The sequence below is a fragment of the Sporolactobacillus sp. KGMB 08714 genome (genome assembly GCF_036598985.1).
Taxonomy (GTDB): domain Bacteria; phylum Bacillota; class Bacilli; order Bacillales; family Sporolactobacillaceae; genus Sporolactobacillus.
Map to the genome: position 1 here is coordinate 1 of NZ_JAUUBW010000018.1, position 16,854 is coordinate 16,854.

The window sequence follows — 16,854 nt, forward strand, 5'->3', positions numbered from 1 at the left end:
TATCCTTCCTTTTTTATGGTCTCAAAGAATCAGCTTATAAGCTGATTCTCCATTTACACAAACTATCATACACTCTCGTCCGGACCGATAAGCGGCCGCCGGCGACCGAAAAAGGATAGCTCCCGACCGAAAAACTGCTTGCGCCGACCGAAAGCGAGCCCGAGTTGACCGAAAAACCGGCTGAGAAGACCGAAACCATCGTCCGGACCGATAAGCGGCCGCCGGCGGGCAGGGCCAACCGCTATGACTATGATCCGCTCAGAATACGCAAGCTTCTCATGGATCAGAAAGAAATCTATAAATTTGGCGCCGCTGCAGATAAGCAGGCTATGCCTTTATTCCGCTTAATGTATATGTAAAAACAGAGTCGCAAAAATGCCTGTCGGACTGGGTCGGGATAAGAGAAGCTGCGATAAGCGCGAAACCATTGAAAAAAACAAACGGCCCGACACGAAATTAAGAAATCGTTCTATGGACGTCAAAAATTATAAGTTGCATTTTAAAATATTATCTGCTATAATACATGCGCTGACTGGTATAAAATTGTCAGCAGGGAATATTGTTTAACTCGGGGACGTTTCGGATTCGACAGGGGTAGGTCGGGTTTAAGCGGCGAGCCGAGGGGGTCGGCCTCGTAAAAACGCCAAAGCCATAACTGGCAAAAAGAACGAAAACCTCGCTTTAGCTGCCTAATCAGCTTTAGCGGTTCCTCCCTCCATCGCCCATGTGGTAGGGTAAGGGACTCACTTTAGTGGGATACGCCGGAAGCCCGCATCCTGAGGGCCAGGGAAGAGATCAATCGGGATAGTCCCGCGGAAGCCTGTCGACGGGCCGACGCCGGGATGAACTGCTAATACATCGACTACGCTCGTAGAAACTTTAATTACGATGCTTCTGGACGTGGGTTCAACTCCCACCGTCTCCATTTTTGGAGTATCAGAGAGAATCTTTAAAAAATGAAAACCACTGAAAAATGCTGATTTCATAGGATTTTTTGGCGGTTTTCTTTTTGAAGAAAATCAAAAAGAATCAAAGAAAATCAAATCATTTTGCGCCAATTTTGCGCGAAAAATAGAGGCTGTTGAGTGCCGCCATTGTTTGTTCATTACCAACTTGTTGTAATTCATCAATAATATGAGAATAAGTATCTAGCGTTGTGATGATACTTTTATGTCCAAGCCGACGCGAAATATATTTTATGTTGATTCCTTTATATAAAAGCATTGAGGCGTGAGTGTGTCTAAGAGAGTGGCAAGTTATTTCTTGTATCCCCAATTTTGCACAAAGACTTTTAAGACATTTGTTGACAGCGTTATTAGAAACTAGCTCCATCTTATCATTTACAAAGCATAAGTTGTGAATATTTCGCAATCCTGTTTCGACAGCTTTGTTTGTTTGTGCTGCCTTTAATTGTTCGAGTATTTCGCATGTTTTGCCATCAATGCTGATTACACGCATTGATGCATCATTTTTTGTATCTCCAAAATCATTGGTATCTTGATAATCCCATGTTTTATTAACCCTAGCTGTATGTTTTTTAAAATTTATACAATCCCATGTCATACCTAATATTTCACTGAAACGACATCCGGTCGCAAGACCAAACAATATGATATACCGCGAAATATACCGCGGACGTAGATCCTTAACAATTTCCGCAACAAGACGCAATTCATCAGAGTAATTAATGTATTTTAAACTTTCTTTCTTTTCTTTGACCTTTCCGATTGTAACAGCATTGAATGTAGGATCTTTAAATATTATATCTTCTTCTATAGCTTCTCGGAAGCAGGCTCGCATGTAAATGTGATGTTTGCGAACGGACGAAGTTGAATGATTTTTTGCGTATATATTTAATGCGTTTTGATAAGTTCCTTTATCAATATCTTTTATTGCCATCCCATTGAACATTTTTTTGGCAAATTTAATCGCACGTTCAACGTCGCGATCATTCTCAGGGGATTTCTTTCCTTTTCGGTATGTTTCATACCACCATTGAAAATAATCTGTAAAAATTTGATCACCTGCTTTAAGTTTTGCCCCCCGTCCAACAAGATTTTCGATCACGGCGGCTGCGATTTGTGCTTCTCTTTTGGTGCTAAAACCTCCTTTAGTTTTATTTCGATATTTTCCTCCATCTTTATAAGAAACTCGGTATTGCCACATTCCATTTCGTTTTGAAATACTCGCCATATGATCACCTCAATCTCTAAAATTATTTTATGAAAAGAGTTAATCTAATAAAACAGAGTACCAAATGATTTTTGCCCAAATTTTCAAATCTTCTATCGTGTCTTTAGAAACAAAAATATCTTTAATTATTGGATTGGTGGTTTCAGCCTTAAATAATATGCCACCTTCTAATGCATGGGGAAGGAACCTTTTAATTGAGTATCCATTTCCATGGCTAAAGATGACAATATCACCATCTTTATACTCAGAGAGTTCTTCTGGTTTAGCTATCACGAACGATTTATCTGGGATTATCTTATTCATACTATCGCCATTGACTTTCATCGCAAATAACTTTCCGTTGTAAGCGTACTTACTAATAAATTCAACAGGAATGTCAATATACGAATCTGGTTTTTGTTTTCCATCGATACTAAACAAAGCACCTGCAGCGACATCTCCAAAAAGAGGGATAGTCATTATTTTTGATTTTTCTTTGTTATCTTCCATGAGTAAATCCGATATATTGACAGAAAAATGGTCAGCGATGGCTTGTAATGCAGCAGCTCTTGGCATTTTTCGTCCATTTTTCCAGTCGGAAACAGTTGAATAAGCAATGCCCAAAATGTTCGAAAGATCTTTTACTGATTCATCTCTTAATTGTAAAAGATAGGATAAATTTTTTGAAAAAATGTCAATTGCTTGTTGACCATCCATTAATAATTCACTCCTTTAAATTGATTTTCATAATATTAATTTTACCACAAAAAGCGTTATTTATAACGAAAAAAGCAAATAAAATTACGCTTAAAACGAAATACCTATTGTAAAAACGCTTTAAGCGGTATATAATTATTTTGAAATGAAGGGAGTGGCATCCATGATTGTAGGGAAGCAAATACCAATGTATCTAAAATTTACATTGAGAAGTCTGAGGATAAGGGCAGATTTAACTCAGAGTGAAGCTGCTTTAAAACTTGGAGTGACGGCTGACACTTTAAGGCGTTGGGAGAAGGATTCAGGAAATCTTGACATTACTACTATTGATAAAATTTGCGAACTATACTCAATACCACGAGATTATATTTTTTTTGGCTCAGATGACGCTTTAAGCGTTATTTTGAAGACTGAAAAGGAAAAAGAGGCTATTTGACTAGGCCCATTATATCACAAAATGGAGAGATTTTTATGTTAAAAATGTTAAATCAATTGAGGTGAGTAACTTGGAAGGAGTTCAAATTATTGTAAGCGATGATGTCGTAAAGCATGAGATTAAGAGACTTCTACAGGAGGAGATCGAAAACCAAAAAGTTTGGTGGCACTTGGATGATGTAAGAATTTCCACAGGAAAAAGCACCAATTGGATCAAAGACAACATTCTTTATCAACCGAAGTTTAAACAAGAATTAGAGAAATTTACACACTTCCCATCAAATAGTGGTGATAAATGGTGCTTTCTAGCACAACCAATGTATGACTTTTTAAGCAAGCATTTTCCAGATTTCTTTGAAAAAGTTGGGTAACAAGCAGTAGTGATCAAATATGATTTGCCAGCTATGAAGTTGAAACATTTTGGAAGCTGAAGTCTGAGTAATCATAGCTTTATTAACCGAGGGAGGGCATTGGTATTGGAAAGACATATACCTGAAGACTTACTTAGGGATCGTAATTGGGCACCAATGTTGCTTTTGTTTGCCGAACATCCGAAATTATCATCTGTTTTTAATACAGATTATTTTGATCTGAATGCAAGGCTCGTAGAGATTGATGGTCTAAAAGATCTATCCGCTCAATGGAGCCATGGCGAGAAAATTATGCTTGCTCTTGCCCTGCATTTATATAACGAAAGCAACCCATTTAACTTGTCTGATCTGGATTACTTAGATATCAAAAATCGAAAATTGGCGTTGGAAGCCATACGGACGAGATTTCAAGGCCGGTGAATCAAATAAAACTTCAGCCAAAGCTGAAGTTCTGTACATCACTCCTTTATTTTATCAGATCTGCTTTCAATCGATCAAATAGATTTTTAGGAGAGTGGGAAAAAGTTAACTTTATTTCGTTCGTTCTATCAAATTCGAAACAGGAGAATACTTCCTGTCCGGCAGCCGTGGGCATCTGCCGTTGAATAAGATAGCCAGTCAGGAAGGAGGTGTAGTTTGTGGACGATTCAAGTTGGAGAAAAATCGATCTGGAAGCACTGGCTAAGGGTGGACTGACCGAACGCTTTAATCATGCCTTGCAGGATGTCTTGCTTAACATTGCCAATCCGAATGCTGAAGCGACCAAGAAGCGCTCGGTCATTGTGGAAGTGGTATTGATTCCGAATGAAGAACGCGACATGGCGAACGTCGGCATCAATGTCAAAACGAAGCTAGTCCCAGACAAAGCTGTCGGAACAACTTTTAGAGTCGGTGTCGATGCTCAGGGAAAAGGATTGGTAAAAGAAATTTTTTCAGGTATTCCCGGACAAACCTACATGGATGAAGAGGGAAACCAGCTCACAGATAGTGGTGAAAAAGTGATCGATTTGAAAAGGCAAAAAAATTAGAAAGGTTGGGATCTTACCATGTTAGAAAAAGAAGCCTTAGAGTACCTGGTTAGTCTTGGAGAAGCACATTTGGAAGAGGTTAATGGTCAGAATTATTCTGATAAACTGTTACATTTAGTTAAGCAGGCCATAGCCAAGCCGGTACAAGTGCAAAATCTATCTGCCATAGTGACTTATGTTAAAAGTGATTTCGACGGCACATTGAATTCAGAAATTGGCCGACTTCTGATTCATATCGTCGACCCTACCTGTGTCGAAGTTCGGGGTTATTTGAATTCGGACGCTGAACGTGATTTTTATCTCCGGGCCCAAGCCTATTTACCTGAGTTCGCATTTAATCATTTTTATGATGTGGAATCTTTCATTATCAAACTTCAAAGTTGCTTTTTACCCTCATCAGATCGACAAGAAGAACAAAATGATCGGTCGGCTCTCCTTTCGTTTGTTGGAAACATCGAAGAGAAGGATGTCAAGAATTCTGCGGATGATGGTGTCTCCCAAAAAATTGAAGTCAAAAGAAGCGTTGTCAACGTTGAGTTGGAAAAAGTGCCCAATCCAGTAATCCTCAAACCCTTTCGTACATTCACAGAAGTGGAGCAGCCCTCTTCACCTTTTATTTTCCGGCTACAAAATGGGCCGCTTAGTGGCCTTTTCGAGGCTGACGGAGGTGCTTGGCGCAGGGAAGCCATGGCCAACATAAAAAAATATTTGAATGAGGGCCTGGATGAATATATCCAGGCCGGAAGAGTGGTCATCATCGCTTAATCGGGCCCGTGATGTGCCTTGACGGGAGGGATGAGCAGAATGGCGATCACGTGGATTAAGCTGCAGATCTCAATGTTCGACAATCAGAAAATTCGATTGATTGAAAAGATGCCTGCAGGCGATACGGTCCTGATCATTTGGATCAAATTGCTTACCTATGCGGGGAAATCGAATGCCAACGGCTACATTATGTTGACGGATACCATTCCTCTAAAAAGTGATCAACTGGCTACTCTTTTTGACCGGCCGATAGAGACGGTTAAAATGGCGCTGATCACTCTGGAAAAGTTCGGCATGATCAACCTCGATGATAACGAGGCCATTCAGATTACAAACTGGGACAAATATCAAAACGTCGACCGGTTGGAAATGGCGAAAGAACAGAACCGGTTGCGTCAACAAAGGTTTCGTAAACGCCAACGATTAAAGGCGTTGCCTTCAGGTAAGGAAGAAGAGGTACTAACACCAGAAAAAACAGCAGCCTCTTCAAACGATGAGCATTCAGGTAACGGCGTTCTTAACAAAGGTAACGTTAGGCGTAACGTTACGAATGACGCAGGAATACCGTTAGGCGTTACGTTAAGTCACGCTGCAGATATAGATCTAGAAAAAGAACTAGAAAAAGATCAAAAGATCTCTCGTCAAAGAAATACGAAGATCGCCTATTCCGAAAAACAAATGGCCTTGGCTCAGCAATTGCTTAAAAACATTAAGCTTGTGATTCCCAATTTTAGGGAGCCAAACCTAGAGCGATGGGCCAATGAAATTCGGCTGATGGTGGAAGGACGGCGGGAAAAGCGCAGTGCTGATGAGATCTTAACTGTGATTCAGTGGGTTGCAGGAGATGATTTTTGGAGGACGGTCATCCAATCACCGGCTAGCCTGCGGAAGAATTTCGATAAACTGCTTGCCCAAATGCAGTTTAAAAAAAAGAAACAGTCTGGAGTACGGAAAGATAAAAATGCCTGCATTAAGGAGTGGTTGAAACATGAGAGCGGAGGAGGTGGCGATCCTCTGTGAGAAGATCGTCCAATTGTACCCTTATCTCAATATCAATGAGCAATATCCCCAGACTTGGGCAGCGGTCGCGAAGAATGCAGATTTTCAGGCGACGATGAATCGCTTTCATGAATATATTTGCGATCCAAAGACTCGGCATCAAGCTCCACTGCCGTCGGATCTTCTTGCCTTTGTCGAGCGTGATTCCTATGCCGATGAAGTTCAAAAAATGGGCCAGTGGGAGGCAGCAGCGACGAAGAATCCCATCCGGGAGGAACAGCTAAGACAGTTATTTGAAAAGCTTGGAGGTGATCTGGATGGAACACCTGCAGGTCGGACTTGAAGCAGAACAAGCTGTTCTCGGTGCCATTTTATGTGATGGCAGCTTGATGGATGGTTGCTGGCTTACCTCGGATAAATTTAAAAAAAAGGCCCATCAAATCCTATTTTCAGCTTATTTATCGCTTTCAGAACAAGGAGTCGCAATCGATCCTGTCACCGTCTCTACAGAATTAGGGGATCAATTAGGAAATGTCGGCGGAACGTCTTATCTCTTGGAGTTGTCTAATTCCGTTGCGACAACCACAAATTTTGATTTCTATCAGCGCACGGTGGATCGTGCGTGGCGGTTACGCGAGTCGAGAAGGAAAGCTGAGCGATTTGTGCAACAGCCTTCCGAGGAAGGGATGGAGCTTCTTGCCCGACAATTGGACGAACTTGCCATCAAAACGGATCAAGAAGAAAGCAGTCCAAGAGAGACGTTAGAGGAAATTGCCGAGTCACTGTTCGAGGATCAAGGTGAGTTAACTGGAATCTCAACCGGAATTACAGATCTCGATCAGATGACTGGCGGACTGCAAGCTGAGGATTTGATTGTTGTGGCCGGTCGGCCGTCTATGGGAAAAACAGCTTTTACGCTTCATTTAGCGCATTCGGCGAGTCAGGAAAAGGTATGTGTGGATTTTTTCACTTTGGAAATGCCACAGAAAGCCTTGTACAAGCGTTTGCTTTCCGCTATTTGCAACGTCGACGCCGGTAAATGGCGGAATCCTAAACGATTTATGACCAGTCAGGAAGCACAGAATTTACTTTATGGGATCGATCGGCTGCTCAAGGTTCCGCTTGCTTTCCATGATGAGTCGATGCAGACGCTTTCCAGTATTCGTGCAAAATTGGTCCATTCCATCCGGGAAATGCCTGATTATAAGCATTTGGCGATCATTGACTACCTAGGATTGATTGAGATGACTGGACATTATGAAAACCGGGTACAGGCCGTCTCAACGCTGACCCGAGAATTGAAACAGATGGCGAGAAAGTTCCATTTACCGATTGTCCTTGTTTGCCAGCTCTCACGAAACGTAGAAACCCGGATGGATAAGCATCCAATGATGAGCGATCTGCGCGAGTCAGGATCCATTGAACAAGATGCAGATGCCATACTGTTCCTCTACAGGGATGACTATTATGACCGGCAATCCCAGAATAAAAACATTGTCGAATTAATCCTTGCCAAACAGCGTAATGGTCCAGTGGGAACGGTTGAAGCGGTCTTTGTTCGAGAATACGCAAAATTTTTAAATATCGACCGTCGGCACGCTTCACTCAATTCATCCCAGTGAAGGAGAGATCGCATGATGAAAAAGTCAGAAAGCATGAGTGATTTAGGCCAACTTCAAGCGTTAATGCCTAAATTGCCAGCCCATGTTCAGACAGATATTCGCAAACGGGTGGGACATTGGTTACTTGCAGGAGGCAGTCCCGATGCGCCTTACATGGGTCAGCAACTCGGCTATGCTCAATCCATTTATGAAAGGAAGTGCCAATAAGATGCCCGCAATGAAGTACTTCGAATTTCAACAACCGTATTATGCACTCATTGCTGCAGATACGCTGGAAGCGGCAAGAGATCGTTATATAAGTTATGCGCTCTCCAAGCCTAATCTCGCCACGCTCACGGAGATCGACTCGGCGACGGCTTATAGGAAATATTTGATGACATTGCGCGATGGTCAGCCTCATTTATCTGAAAGTATCATTCGGAGATCATTCAATAAACTTCTTTCCCGACAGGTGCTGGTTATAGACGGTTGTCTCTATCACAGAAAAGAGTTCCTGGCTTAGTGACCATTCTCTAAGCGCTGTGTATTTCAAAGTCTAAAAACCAAGGAGGATAGCCATGGCCCATCTTTTCGATGAGATTTATCTCCGGAACATCCGGTTAACGAAACAGAACAAGGGATACCGGCTCTGGACAACCCAAGCACTGCCGCCAGAGCTCCGGCAAGCCTTTAAGGAGAATCGAAAGCGAATTAGAGATCGCTTTATGGAAAATGCTGCAGCTCGTCGATTGGGATTTCTCGTTTTTGGTCATGGCACCTTCTATGTGTATCAGTATGGCGAAGGATCCTTTCTCTTTATCGAGCGCAAAGGGGTTACTGAAGAGTCTGCCGATGTCTGGCGTGAGAAGTTTTTTGGGGGGAAAAAGCGCAGTCAGGGAACTGTAATGGTGGCAGAAAATATCCCATTCAACGAAGCATGGCGGGAGGCTCAGTCATTTGTTACGTGGATCCATAGAAAACGGAAGCAGCCGATGATGAACAAACCAAATAAAGAAGAAACGCTATGGGAGATGATTTAGTATTGCGTCGAGTCAAACATCCAGTGAACACGCATTTATTTGTGCAAATGAAAGCTCCTCATCCTGCTAAGAAAAGATCGAAGACCATTCGTCGGTTTGGTACGGGTCATCGGACGCACAGTTTAAAAATTGAACCGGAATATTTTGAACCGGTAATCAGCGGAGCTAAACCTTTTGAAATTCGTTTTAATGATCGCAATTTTCAAGCGGGCGATTCTGTGATTCTCAAAGAATATGTTCCGGATTCCGGGTACACCGGCCGACATGTGTCCCGACAAATTGGATATATTACAGACTTTGAACAAAAAGAGGGTTATGTGGTTTTTTCTCTCTTGAAATGAAAGGGAGGTTGTTTCATTGATATTTTCCGAGCTGAAGCCTTATGTCCTAAAAAAGCCAGTGTCTGATCTACTCCTTGCACGGCTTAACGGGATCAGTCAAATTAGATCTACTGTACGTTCCCGTTTGATTTTTGAATGCTTCCTTGAACAACCCAAAGGCTTTTTTTCTCACGATCAAATGGAGGATTGGGTGAAAGCCGTTTATAGCCACTCACCTATTGTGAATCCTTTGACGGGCAAAGAACGATTCCAAAGGTTCGTATTGATTAACTGCGGAAAGGGCTCTACTGGCATTTTTACTAACTTGGGGGCTCTTATGGCCTTGCATTTTGCGGCAGAGGATCATCCTGATTTGAAAGCATGGCTAGATTTGTAAAGCAACAATTTCTCTGAAAAACCATGATTGATCGATTCATCACCTAAAGGAGCGAAAGAACATGAACTACGGAAAATATGACAAAAACAACGCAAAAAAATTTAAGAAAACCAGCGGCTGGACCAGTCCAAAACGGCTCATTCCACTCATCGGTATCGTCATCTGCGTGCTCGGCTACCTTTATTTGCAGTTCTTTGGACGGCTTTAAGCCGTCATTTCTTGAAGAGGAGTGATCTCTATGAACGAAGTGACCCGCCTGCTTGTATCAATTCATAACGGCAATAAACGGATGACGGACCAAGAGTTTTCTTCCCGATTTCGTGGACAATCCCGACGCATTCAAAAAGGCGTACATGGCTTTGAACATGAATTGGAAAAAGCACGCAAGAAGTATTGGAACGAATCCTGATGAGGGCGGTGAAGTCAATGATGAAACGTACATGGACGGCAGAGGATATCCACTTTCTAAGAGATGCATGGGGAACATTAAGCCTACATTCGATCGCGAATCGCCTCAATCGTTCGGTTTCGGCTGTAAGAAATCGGGCAAATCGTGAAGGGCTGAGGGATCCAAGGTTTATCGCCGATGTCTTGACTATTAATCAACTTAGCCGTGCCCTTTGCGTGTCCTATTCAGTTGTCATGAAGTGGATCAATCGGTTTAGTCTTCCTATAGAAACAAGGGTGTTTGTCGCGCATGAAGTCAAAACTGTAGATATGTCCAAATTTTGGAAATGGGCGGAGTTCCATAAATCTCTGATTGATTTTTCTAAAGTTGAACCCTATCTTCTCGGCCCCGAACCGACCTGGGTCAAAACGAGGCGTCAAGCTGATAGTATTCGAGATTGGCGGATAAAAAGGAGTCTCACAGATGCTTGGACACGTGAAGAGGACCGAAAGCTCCAGAATCTCCTCATTTTACAGCGGTTTACTTATCCGGAAATTGCGTTCCGTTTGCGTCGATCGGAGGAGGCCATTAAACGGAGAATCTATTTTTTAGGGATCAAAGCCCGTCCCGTAAGAGCAAACAATCGATTCTATTCAGCAGAAGAACTCTCTACTATGACCTCGATGGCGGAAAACGGACAATGTTTAGAAGAAATTGCTTCACGGATTGGTAAGAGCGCACGAGGTGTCCGTGACAAGATGGAGCGCATGGGCTACAAGTTCAAAAGAGGCGTTCCTTTATTTGAGGAGGCACTATCGTGATTAAAAAAATCCCTATTGTCCCATTTTTAATTGTTATCATTATAGTTTTAGTTTTAATTTTCTTATTAAGTTTAGATCTAGATCTAGTAAATGGAAATTCCCGAGGTAACGTTCCGGATCACGCCATAAACGGGCAAATCTCAAAGTTGAAACTTGAAGATGACTATGAACGGACCCTTTTCATTTATTTTGAGAACGGTCAAATACAGAGTATCGTGCTCAATGACGTCAATGCGTATTTATCAATCGATAATGGCAATCATATCGTGACGAAAAAAGAGGCTTATTATCTCTATCTAAACCCAAAGACTATGCACGGTTTGATGATCAATATGTTAAAACCTATGGCCAAACGCCGACTATCGTTAAAGGTATGAAGGAGCAGATTGGGGATAGTGAAGATAACTAGTTTTAAATAAATTCGGGAGGGGTAACTCATGAGAAAAAAAAGTTCTGATCAGTTAAGGATTGGATCAATTGAGTGGCAACGTGCGGTCATCCGTGAAGAAGCTCTTTCTTCGGTAAAAAACGATTTTCCATGGAATTTAATAAAGACATTGAGAGCAGGCAAATAATCATGCTTGTTATCGGAACTCTATTCCTTTTATTCTTAGGGCTTGCCGTTATTGCCTGTCCAGTCATCGGAGGAAGAAAAGAACGCGAAATGCTTGTCATAAGGACAAAAGACGTATCAGAAGATAAATGGAGAAGGGATGGGGAGCAAATGACAACGCAGGAAAAACAAGCAAAATCGAAAGGGAATGTCATCAAGCGCTTTGAAAAATGGTTAACTTTGTGGCTTGGAATCAGCTTTATCTTCGGCTTTATGGTACTCGCTTATGGAGAAGCTTTTAGATTTTCCAATTTTATTGATTCAGTACATCCCGTATTGGGATTGGCAATGATTTCTTGTCTTCTTGTCAGTATCATCATCCTCGTCGGCACGGGCATCGTCTATCTAATTTCGACAATTGTTCGTGATGATGAAGAGGATGAATGGAGGTAGTTCAGACATGGGAGCTATTAATGCTTTGCAAGAAGCACAACGTCAGGCTCATCTGACACTTTGGGTGACACTTTGGATCTTGGGGATTGTCGCTGTTTTACTCATTGTTCTACTCATTTTTCTTGATGAAAAGAAAAAAATGGGGAATTCCGCTGGCCTTTCGTTTTTTATCTGTCTCATCGTTCTTCTCCTTCCCGTAAGCGGTTGGTTAGGAGGACTTGCCATTAACAATCACTATACAAAAAAAATTAATGACTTCGTTGCCAAACAGCCTTTTACCTATCGAGCGATTCAAATAAGATCTTTAATCGCGTTAAAAGACTATCAGGCTGAACATACAACGGTAGGAATTGAGAGTGGCTTTGTTACGAATTTTGAACAAGATGATGAAACCTATTATCAATATATTGTGGACACACCCTTAGGTTATCAAATAAAACAGTTGGACAGCAGTGACAGTCCCATTTATTTTCAAGAAAAATCTGATGTCAGTCCAAAGTTAGTTGTATTGGAGGCACAGTTTAAAGACAAGAGTCTTGAAAAGCACTACCATTATGCAAGGTTTGAAAATCATAGAGAAAATACGGATTCACTCTTTCCGGTCACACGAAGTTTTAAAAAATATCAATTTGTGATCCCGAGGGGCACGTTGGTCAGGGGTTACAAGCTCCAATAGTCAAGAAAATATGGATGGGAATATTTCTACGAGTAACGATCACGAGGTATTTTATGTTCCTGATGCAACGAGTGAGCGACTCATTGAATCAGAAAATGAAAAAAATTTATTCAAGGAGCTGTGTCTGTTTGAAAAATCGTAAAAAAGTTGCTGCATTATCAAGTTTTATGCTTGGAGCAGTGTGTGTGACCTCCTGGTCACTGGTCAGTTTTGCCAAACTCATCAACTTTCAAAAATCTGCTTTGTTCGCGGAATTTGTTCTAGTTCTTGTATTTCTCTTTTATGGTCTGCTGGTTATGGCGTTTACTTTGACAGCCCGGTCACTTTTAGTTTCAGGCGAAAAACATTCTGTTAAAGAACTGACCGGGGACGTTGACAAAGGTGCGAGGGGATAATGGGAAGGGGGAGAACGTAAAAATGGAAAGTAAGCGATGGCCCGATTACGAAGATCCCATTTATTTTAAAGAAATGTTTAATCGGGAAATGTATAACCGCTTGGTCGTAAGCGACCCGAAACTCCAAGCGTTTGCTGAAAATTCAAAGGATAAGATTCTGGAACGGATAAAGAGCGAGGGCCTTCAAATAAGAAAGTCCTTCAAAAATTCGTTAATGTATCCTTTTCCTCTATACCAGTATGAACATGGGCTGGTAGTAGAACAAGAGATTAATGAAATCGTCCTTCCCCAATTTACAGATGACAATGTTCTGATCCAGACTTTTGACCTGGCCCATGAACTCGGTCATTTCGAGATACGACGAAACTGTAAAGGAACATGGAAAGAAAAAGTCCTGAAAAGTAAGAATGCGGTGTTCCTCTGGTTTCATGAACGTCAGGCATGGCGCGCTGCTCTTCAAATATTGAAAGAAGAAAATATTATTCAAGATAAAAAAAGTGCACAGCGTTTATTAACTGTACCGGACAAATACTCGATCGTTGAGGATTTTGGGTCAGCATACGTAGGAGTGAGTCTGGTCATGGCCATGTATGAATATGAGAGAGGCGAGTGTCTGAGCACTTACGGAAAGTTAATGTTTAATTACCTTCTTTTTCCTATACGACTCATATGGCAACTTTGTCTTGCTTTTTTGAAAGCCTTCTTTACGACCGGCATCCTATGGACTTTCGTTCAGACAGGCGTCCCGGTGATTGGGCAGCTAGATTTTTCAGCCCATGATTTTCCTTCGTTAGTCACTTTGTTCTTCATTTTTTATAGCATTGAAACGGGAATAATTTGGGCAAGAGATAGGAATAGAAGGATAAATTAATTATTGAATTAATTTATTGGATGATCTATACTTTAATTATGAATTAATTTATAAATTAATTTAAAAAAATTGGAGGCTAATAAGATGACAAAAATACTGGATTTACTTAAAGAAGATGAATTGTTTGCCGGTGTCGATCCTGGAAACACGTCCACAAAAGTGAGCTATTTAAACCAAGAAGGAAATATCGAAAGTTTTGCCATTCCGACAGTCATGGCACCGGCTCCGGCAACGGCGGCCGCCGAGCTTTCAAACTCGGAATTGACAGGAGGACAACAGCTAAGGGGTGAAGACGTCCTGCATGTACAGATTATCAGTGATGCGCTGCCAGCGAATCATCGTAGAAACTATTACTATGTGGGTCGGTATGCGATGGATCGCGAAGGGATGGTGCAGCCTGAAGACGGTGCCCTCAAGTCAGGCAGTGAGTTGATGACTGTTACGGATCTCACGTCTTTAGCGGTTGCAGCCCTTCGATTAGGGAAAAGTTCTGTGCGAATCAATTATTCGGGTGGAATTCCGATTGGCGAGTATCAAGAGGTTGGACAATCAGCGCTGGACAAGTTGTTCGGCAAGCACAGGGTGATTTTTATCGATGGTCCATTCAGCGGAGGCAGCGTACTGCTAGACATTTATGCCGGAACCATGCGTGTGGAAGGTGTGAATAGTGTGCTTGGACTGGGCTATGACATTCAGCAGGGCAAACTACTGACTACGCCTTTGGCTGAAGAGTTCGGTATCCAATCGACCTATGCACTAGCTGATCTGGGAGCTGGTACAGCAGATAAGGCCTACTATCGAAACGGCAAGATTGATAAAAACATCAGCACAAACGCCATTTTAAAGGCTGAGGGTTCACTCGGAACCAATGCTTTCATCGATCAGTTGATGAAAAATATAGTAGCCCTTGACAATTTTGCACCGATTCGTAAAGCACTCGGTGAAGCAGATGCTTCTCTTTATCGCAATCGCGAGGAATTTGTGGATTCGGTGATCGCTCCTGGCGTCGAACGACTGTTGCAGGGGGAAGGAAAGGAAGAGAATGAAAAAAATGTTCTCTTTACGGCCAGTTGGGCGCGTGTGAAAGATGTCAATATCACGGCATTGGTATTGGAAAGCATGAATAATTATGCCCATCGAGTAAAAGAAGAACTGGATCATTTTTGGTATGTGAAGGCCAAAGATGCTGAGCGCTTCGGACTTGTCGGGGGTGGCGTCCTGTTCGGCTACTATTACTTTCGAGACATGGCGGAGTATACACTGCCTTCTCCAGAGATCATTCGTGACGCTGCTTTTATTACTGCGCGCTCCTATCTTATTGCACTGGTTGGCTCATTGCAAAAATAAAGGGAGTGATAATATTGGTTGAAACAAAATTCTACTTTGAACAATATCTGCATTTGAGAGAAAAAGCGGGGAAGAGTCGTGTGGATTCGAAAAACCAATTAAACTTGAGCGAAGCAACGGCTCAGACCTTAGAATTAGGTTTTCAGTGTTATTCAAAAGGAATTTCTTTAGAAAAAGTTATTGACTTTATTCAAAAAATTTATGTCATCGATCTTACAAAGAAAAAAGAAACTGGAGTCTTCAATCCTGATGAGATTAATTGAAGCACTAATCATTGATGGTGCCATTTGTGCAACATAGCAAGAACTTGAATTTTTCCTAAAATTTGAGGTGACTACATGAGTCAGCGAAAATGGATTCTTTTGTTTCGAATAGAGGGCAGAGAAAAGGTTCACTTGTATGAGCCACTTCAAAAGTATGATTTGAAGGCACGGTTACGAGATGGGTGGCAAATCATCAAGGAGAAAAGATTGTAAGAGGAAAGTGTCACACTGGTAAAAGAATTGATAAGCACAAAAAAGTAATGAAAACAAAAGGAGTCAAAAGGAATGTCCTACGTTTTCCCGGCAAGAAAGTGGAGTGATGCTGTAAGGCGTTACTCTACTCACCCTATTGCCTATCCAAATAGTCTAACACCCAATGATGAAATAAGGCTAAATAAAGTTATGTTTCATTTTCACCCAGGAGAAAAATATATCCTTGATGAAACGTTCTTACTTACTAATTCTGAAAGTGGTGTCTGCAAATATTGTGGTTGCACTGATACCCATGCTTGCATGACTGACTACGGCCCTTGCTGGTGGGTGGATGTGGAACATACTATTTGCAGTGCATGTGCCATGGAAAGAGGCTATTCATATGAAGAGTGCATGAAATCGCAGCAGCTGACACCTGATGAATATGAAAGTTTAGAACGAATCTTCGATAAATCGAAAAATGATTAAATGGAGGACTAAGCATGGGCAAGCAAGACGTAATAGACGTACTGAACAGTTTAGAGGTACTTGAGCGCAATGGAGGAGAGGATGCTTATATTCTTGTTGCCAACAATGAGGAAAATCGGAAAAAGCTGAACGCGGTCGGCGTGTCCAATCAAGAGATCTTTAATGCCGGTGACAATGAAACGTTCTGCATCCTAGCACTTGCTTTCAATGGTGGATATGCTGATGACTATGATCTTGAAAAGGGGCTTATCATCCGGGAACCGAGGGTAGAAAAAGCTGAGCGTGAAAGAGTTCTTGCAGGAGAAGGAACAGCCGGAGATGCACAGCATTTACTTTCCTTACTTGATCATCGTGAGGAGGAGATTTTTAGACTGAATAAAGAAATCTATGATTTTAAGAATAACGTGACGAATGAGTTGGAACAAGATTATCGCAAACGTCATCAAGTACTCAACAAGCGTGGGAGAAATGAATAAGAAACGGCAATCTATTTGGAACAAGACCAAAGGACGTTTATTACGAAAATAAAATTGTGACTTCCCCTCTGCAGGAAGTAAAAAT

29 protein-coding genes and 1 other RNA gene are annotated in these 16,854 nt (G+C 41.7%); 28 read left to right on the top strand and 2 right to left on the bottom strand.

Translation table 11 applies throughout. From position 1 onward, the window contains the following. Nucleotides 1-164 precede the first annotated feature (164 nt). Together Q6A92_RS09390 and ssrA are read left to right on the top strand one after the other, a co-directional pair. Nucleotides 165-359: a hypothetical protein gene (locus Q6A92_RS09390; protein WP_332237883.1), complete on the top strand. Its 195-nt coding sequence runs from the start codon at nucleotides 165-167 to the stop codon at nucleotides 357-359. A 211-nt stretch (nucleotides 360-570) separates the two neighbouring features. Continuing rightward, nucleotides 571-928, top strand: a transfer-messenger RNA (tmRNA) gene (gene ssrA / locus Q6A92_RS09395). A gap of 116 nt (nucleotides 929-1,044) precedes the next feature. Here the strand turns inward: ssrA and Q6A92_RS09400 are convergent. Beyond that, complete coding sequence (locus tag Q6A92_RS09400; RefSeq protein ID WP_332237884.1) at nucleotides 1,045-2,193, bottom strand: tyrosine-type recombinase/integrase; 1,149 nt, start codon at nucleotides 2,191-2,193, stop codon at nucleotides 1,045-1,047. 39 nt (nucleotides 2,194-2,232) lie between these two features. Beyond that, nucleotides 2,233-2,889, bottom strand: a complete 657-nt coding sequence (locus tag Q6A92_RS09405) for a LexA family protein (RefSeq protein WP_332237885.1) — start codon at nucleotides 2,887-2,889, stop codon at nucleotides 2,233-2,235. 163 nt (nucleotides 2,890-3,052) lie between these two features. Here Q6A92_RS09405 and Q6A92_RS09410 point away from each other — a divergent pair, with 163 nt between their 5' ends. From Q6A92_RS09410 to Q6A92_RS09530, 26 genes are all read left to right on the top strand, one after another. Next, nucleotides 3,053-3,325, top strand: coding sequence for a helix-turn-helix domain-containing protein (locus tag Q6A92_RS09410; protein WP_332237886.1), 273 nt, complete (start codon nucleotides 3,053-3,055; stop codon nucleotides 3,323-3,325). A gap of 70 nt (nucleotides 3,326-3,395) precedes the next feature. Next, nucleotides 3,396-3,695 carry a DUF771 domain-containing protein gene (locus Q6A92_RS09415; protein ID WP_332237887.1) on the top strand — a complete coding sequence of 100 codons (300 nt, stop codon included), beginning with the start codon at nucleotides 3,396-3,398 and terminating at the stop codon, nucleotides 3,693-3,695. Between the two features lie 105 nt (nucleotides 3,696-3,800). Further along, nucleotides 3,801-4,115 carry a hypothetical protein gene (locus Q6A92_RS09420; protein ID WP_332237888.1) on the top strand — a complete coding sequence of 105 codons (315 nt, stop codon included), beginning with the start codon at nucleotides 3,801-3,803 and terminating at the stop codon, nucleotides 4,113-4,115. Nucleotides 4,116-4,333: 218 nt separating this feature from the next. After that, nucleotides 4,334-4,723, top strand: coding sequence for a replication terminator protein (locus tag Q6A92_RS09425; protein ID WP_332237889.1), 390 nt, complete (start codon nucleotides 4,334-4,336; stop codon nucleotides 4,721-4,723). A gap of 18 nt (nucleotides 4,724-4,741) precedes the next feature. Continuing rightward, nucleotides 4,742-5,488: a hypothetical protein gene (locus Q6A92_RS09430; RefSeq protein WP_332237890.1), complete on the top strand. Its 747-nt coding sequence runs from the start codon at nucleotides 4,742-4,744 to the stop codon at nucleotides 5,486-5,488. 39 nt (nucleotides 5,489-5,527) lie between these two features. After that, on the top strand, nucleotides 5,528-6,508 hold the full coding sequence (locus tag Q6A92_RS09435; protein ID WP_332237891.1) for a phage replisome organizer N-terminal domain-containing protein: 981 nt from the start codon (nucleotides 5,528-5,530) through the stop codon (nucleotides 6,506-6,508). After that, complete coding sequence (locus Q6A92_RS09440) at nucleotides 6,477-6,830, top strand: hypothetical protein (RefSeq protein ID WP_332237892.1); 354 nt, start codon at nucleotides 6,477-6,479, stop codon at nucleotides 6,828-6,830. The genes Q6A92_RS09435 and Q6A92_RS09440 overlap by 32 nt, the downstream gene beginning before the upstream one ends. After that, entirely contained in the window at nucleotides 6,805-8,109 is a 1,305-nt protein-coding gene (locus Q6A92_RS09445) for a replicative DNA helicase (RefSeq protein WP_332237893.1), read from the top strand. Before Q6A92_RS09440 ends, Q6A92_RS09445 begins: the two co-directional genes overlap by 26 nt. A 63-nt stretch (nucleotides 8,110-8,172) precedes the next feature. Then, nucleotides 8,173-8,316 (top strand): DUF6877 family protein, encoded by a 144-nt coding sequence (locus tag Q6A92_RS20290; protein WP_443029713.1) that lies wholly within the window; start codon nucleotides 8,173-8,175, stop codon nucleotides 8,314-8,316. After that, entirely contained in the window at nucleotides 8,252-8,611 is a 360-nt protein-coding gene (locus Q6A92_RS09450) for a hypothetical protein (RefSeq protein WP_332237895.1), read from the top strand. The genes Q6A92_RS20290 and Q6A92_RS09450 overlap by 65 nt, the downstream gene beginning before the upstream one ends. A gap of 55 nt (nucleotides 8,612-8,666) precedes the next feature. Next, nucleotides 8,667-9,128 (top strand): hypothetical protein, encoded by a 462-nt coding sequence (locus Q6A92_RS09455; RefSeq protein ID WP_332237896.1) that lies wholly within the window; start codon nucleotides 8,667-8,669, stop codon nucleotides 9,126-9,128. After that, a complete protein-coding gene (locus tag Q6A92_RS09460; protein WP_332237898.1) occupies nucleotides 9,113-9,469 on the top strand; it encodes an ASCH/PUA domain-containing protein in 357 nt (118 codons plus the stop codon). Before Q6A92_RS09455 ends, Q6A92_RS09460 begins: the two co-directional genes overlap by 16 nt. A gap of 16 nt (nucleotides 9,470-9,485) precedes the next feature. Continuing rightward, entirely contained in the window at nucleotides 9,486-9,845 is a 360-nt protein-coding gene (locus Q6A92_RS09465; RefSeq protein ID WP_332237899.1) for a hypothetical protein, read from the top strand. A gap of 61 nt (nucleotides 9,846-9,906) precedes the next feature. Next, nucleotides 9,907-10,053, top strand: coding sequence for a hypothetical protein (locus Q6A92_RS09470; RefSeq protein ID WP_332237901.1), 147 nt, complete (start codon nucleotides 9,907-9,909; stop codon nucleotides 10,051-10,053). Between the two features lie 30 nt (nucleotides 10,054-10,083). After that, complete coding sequence (locus tag Q6A92_RS09475; protein WP_332237902.1) at nucleotides 10,084-10,254, top strand: hypothetical protein; 171 nt, start codon at nucleotides 10,084-10,086, stop codon at nucleotides 10,252-10,254. Nucleotides 10,255-10,271: 17 nt separating this feature from the next. Then, on the top strand, nucleotides 10,272-11,054 hold the full coding sequence (locus Q6A92_RS09480) for a hypothetical protein (RefSeq protein WP_332237904.1): 783 nt from the start codon (nucleotides 10,272-10,274) through the stop codon (nucleotides 11,052-11,054). After that, a complete protein-coding gene (locus Q6A92_RS09485) occupies nucleotides 11,051-11,431 on the top strand; it encodes a hypothetical protein (RefSeq protein ID WP_332237906.1) in 381 nt (126 codons plus the stop codon). Before Q6A92_RS09480 ends, Q6A92_RS09485 begins: the two co-directional genes overlap by 4 nt. Before the next feature lie 60 nt (nucleotides 11,432-11,491). Continuing rightward, nucleotides 11,492-11,629: a hypothetical protein gene (locus tag Q6A92_RS09490; RefSeq protein ID WP_332237907.1), complete on the top strand. Its 138-nt coding sequence runs from the start codon at nucleotides 11,492-11,494 to the stop codon at nucleotides 11,627-11,629. Nucleotides 11,630-11,631: 2 nt separating this feature from the next. Next, the gene (locus tag Q6A92_RS09495; protein WP_332237909.1) at nucleotides 11,632-12,060 is read left to right on the top strand and encodes a hypothetical protein; all 429 of its coding nucleotides are present in this window, start codon (nucleotides 11,632-11,634) and stop codon (nucleotides 12,058-12,060) included. Between the two features lie 7 nt (nucleotides 12,061-12,067). After that, nucleotides 12,068-12,736 carry a hypothetical protein gene (locus Q6A92_RS09500; RefSeq protein ID WP_332237911.1) on the top strand — a complete coding sequence of 223 codons (669 nt, stop codon included), beginning with the start codon at nucleotides 12,068-12,070 and terminating at the stop codon, nucleotides 12,734-12,736. Between the two features lie 128 nt (nucleotides 12,737-12,864). Next, nucleotides 12,865-13,131: a hypothetical protein gene (locus tag Q6A92_RS09505; RefSeq protein WP_332237913.1), complete on the top strand. Its 267-nt coding sequence runs from the start codon at nucleotides 12,865-12,867 to the stop codon at nucleotides 13,129-13,131. 22 nt (nucleotides 13,132-13,153) lie between these two features. Beyond that, nucleotides 13,154-14,002 carry a hypothetical protein gene (locus Q6A92_RS09510; protein ID WP_332237915.1) on the top strand — a complete coding sequence of 283 codons (849 nt, stop codon included), beginning with the start codon at nucleotides 13,154-13,156 and terminating at the stop codon, nucleotides 14,000-14,002. An 84-nt stretch (nucleotides 14,003-14,086) separates the two neighbouring features. Next, nucleotides 14,087-15,349 (top strand): hypothetical protein, encoded by a 1,263-nt coding sequence (locus tag Q6A92_RS09515; RefSeq protein WP_332237917.1) that lies wholly within the window; start codon nucleotides 14,087-14,089, stop codon nucleotides 15,347-15,349. 14 nt (nucleotides 15,350-15,363) lie between these two features. Continuing rightward, on the top strand, nucleotides 15,364-15,612 hold the full coding sequence (locus tag Q6A92_RS09520) for a hypothetical protein (RefSeq protein ID WP_332237918.1): 249 nt from the start codon (nucleotides 15,364-15,366) through the stop codon (nucleotides 15,610-15,612). Between the two features lie 285 nt (nucleotides 15,613-15,897). Beyond that, nucleotides 15,898-16,293: a hypothetical protein gene (locus tag Q6A92_RS09525; protein WP_332237919.1), complete on the top strand. Its 396-nt coding sequence runs from the start codon at nucleotides 15,898-15,900 to the stop codon at nucleotides 16,291-16,293. Nucleotides 16,294-16,307: 14 nt separating this feature from the next. Next, a complete protein-coding gene (locus Q6A92_RS09530) occupies nucleotides 16,308-16,769 on the top strand; it encodes a hypothetical protein (RefSeq protein ID WP_332237920.1) in 462 nt (153 codons plus the stop codon). Nucleotides 16,770-16,854 lie beyond the last annotated feature (85 nt).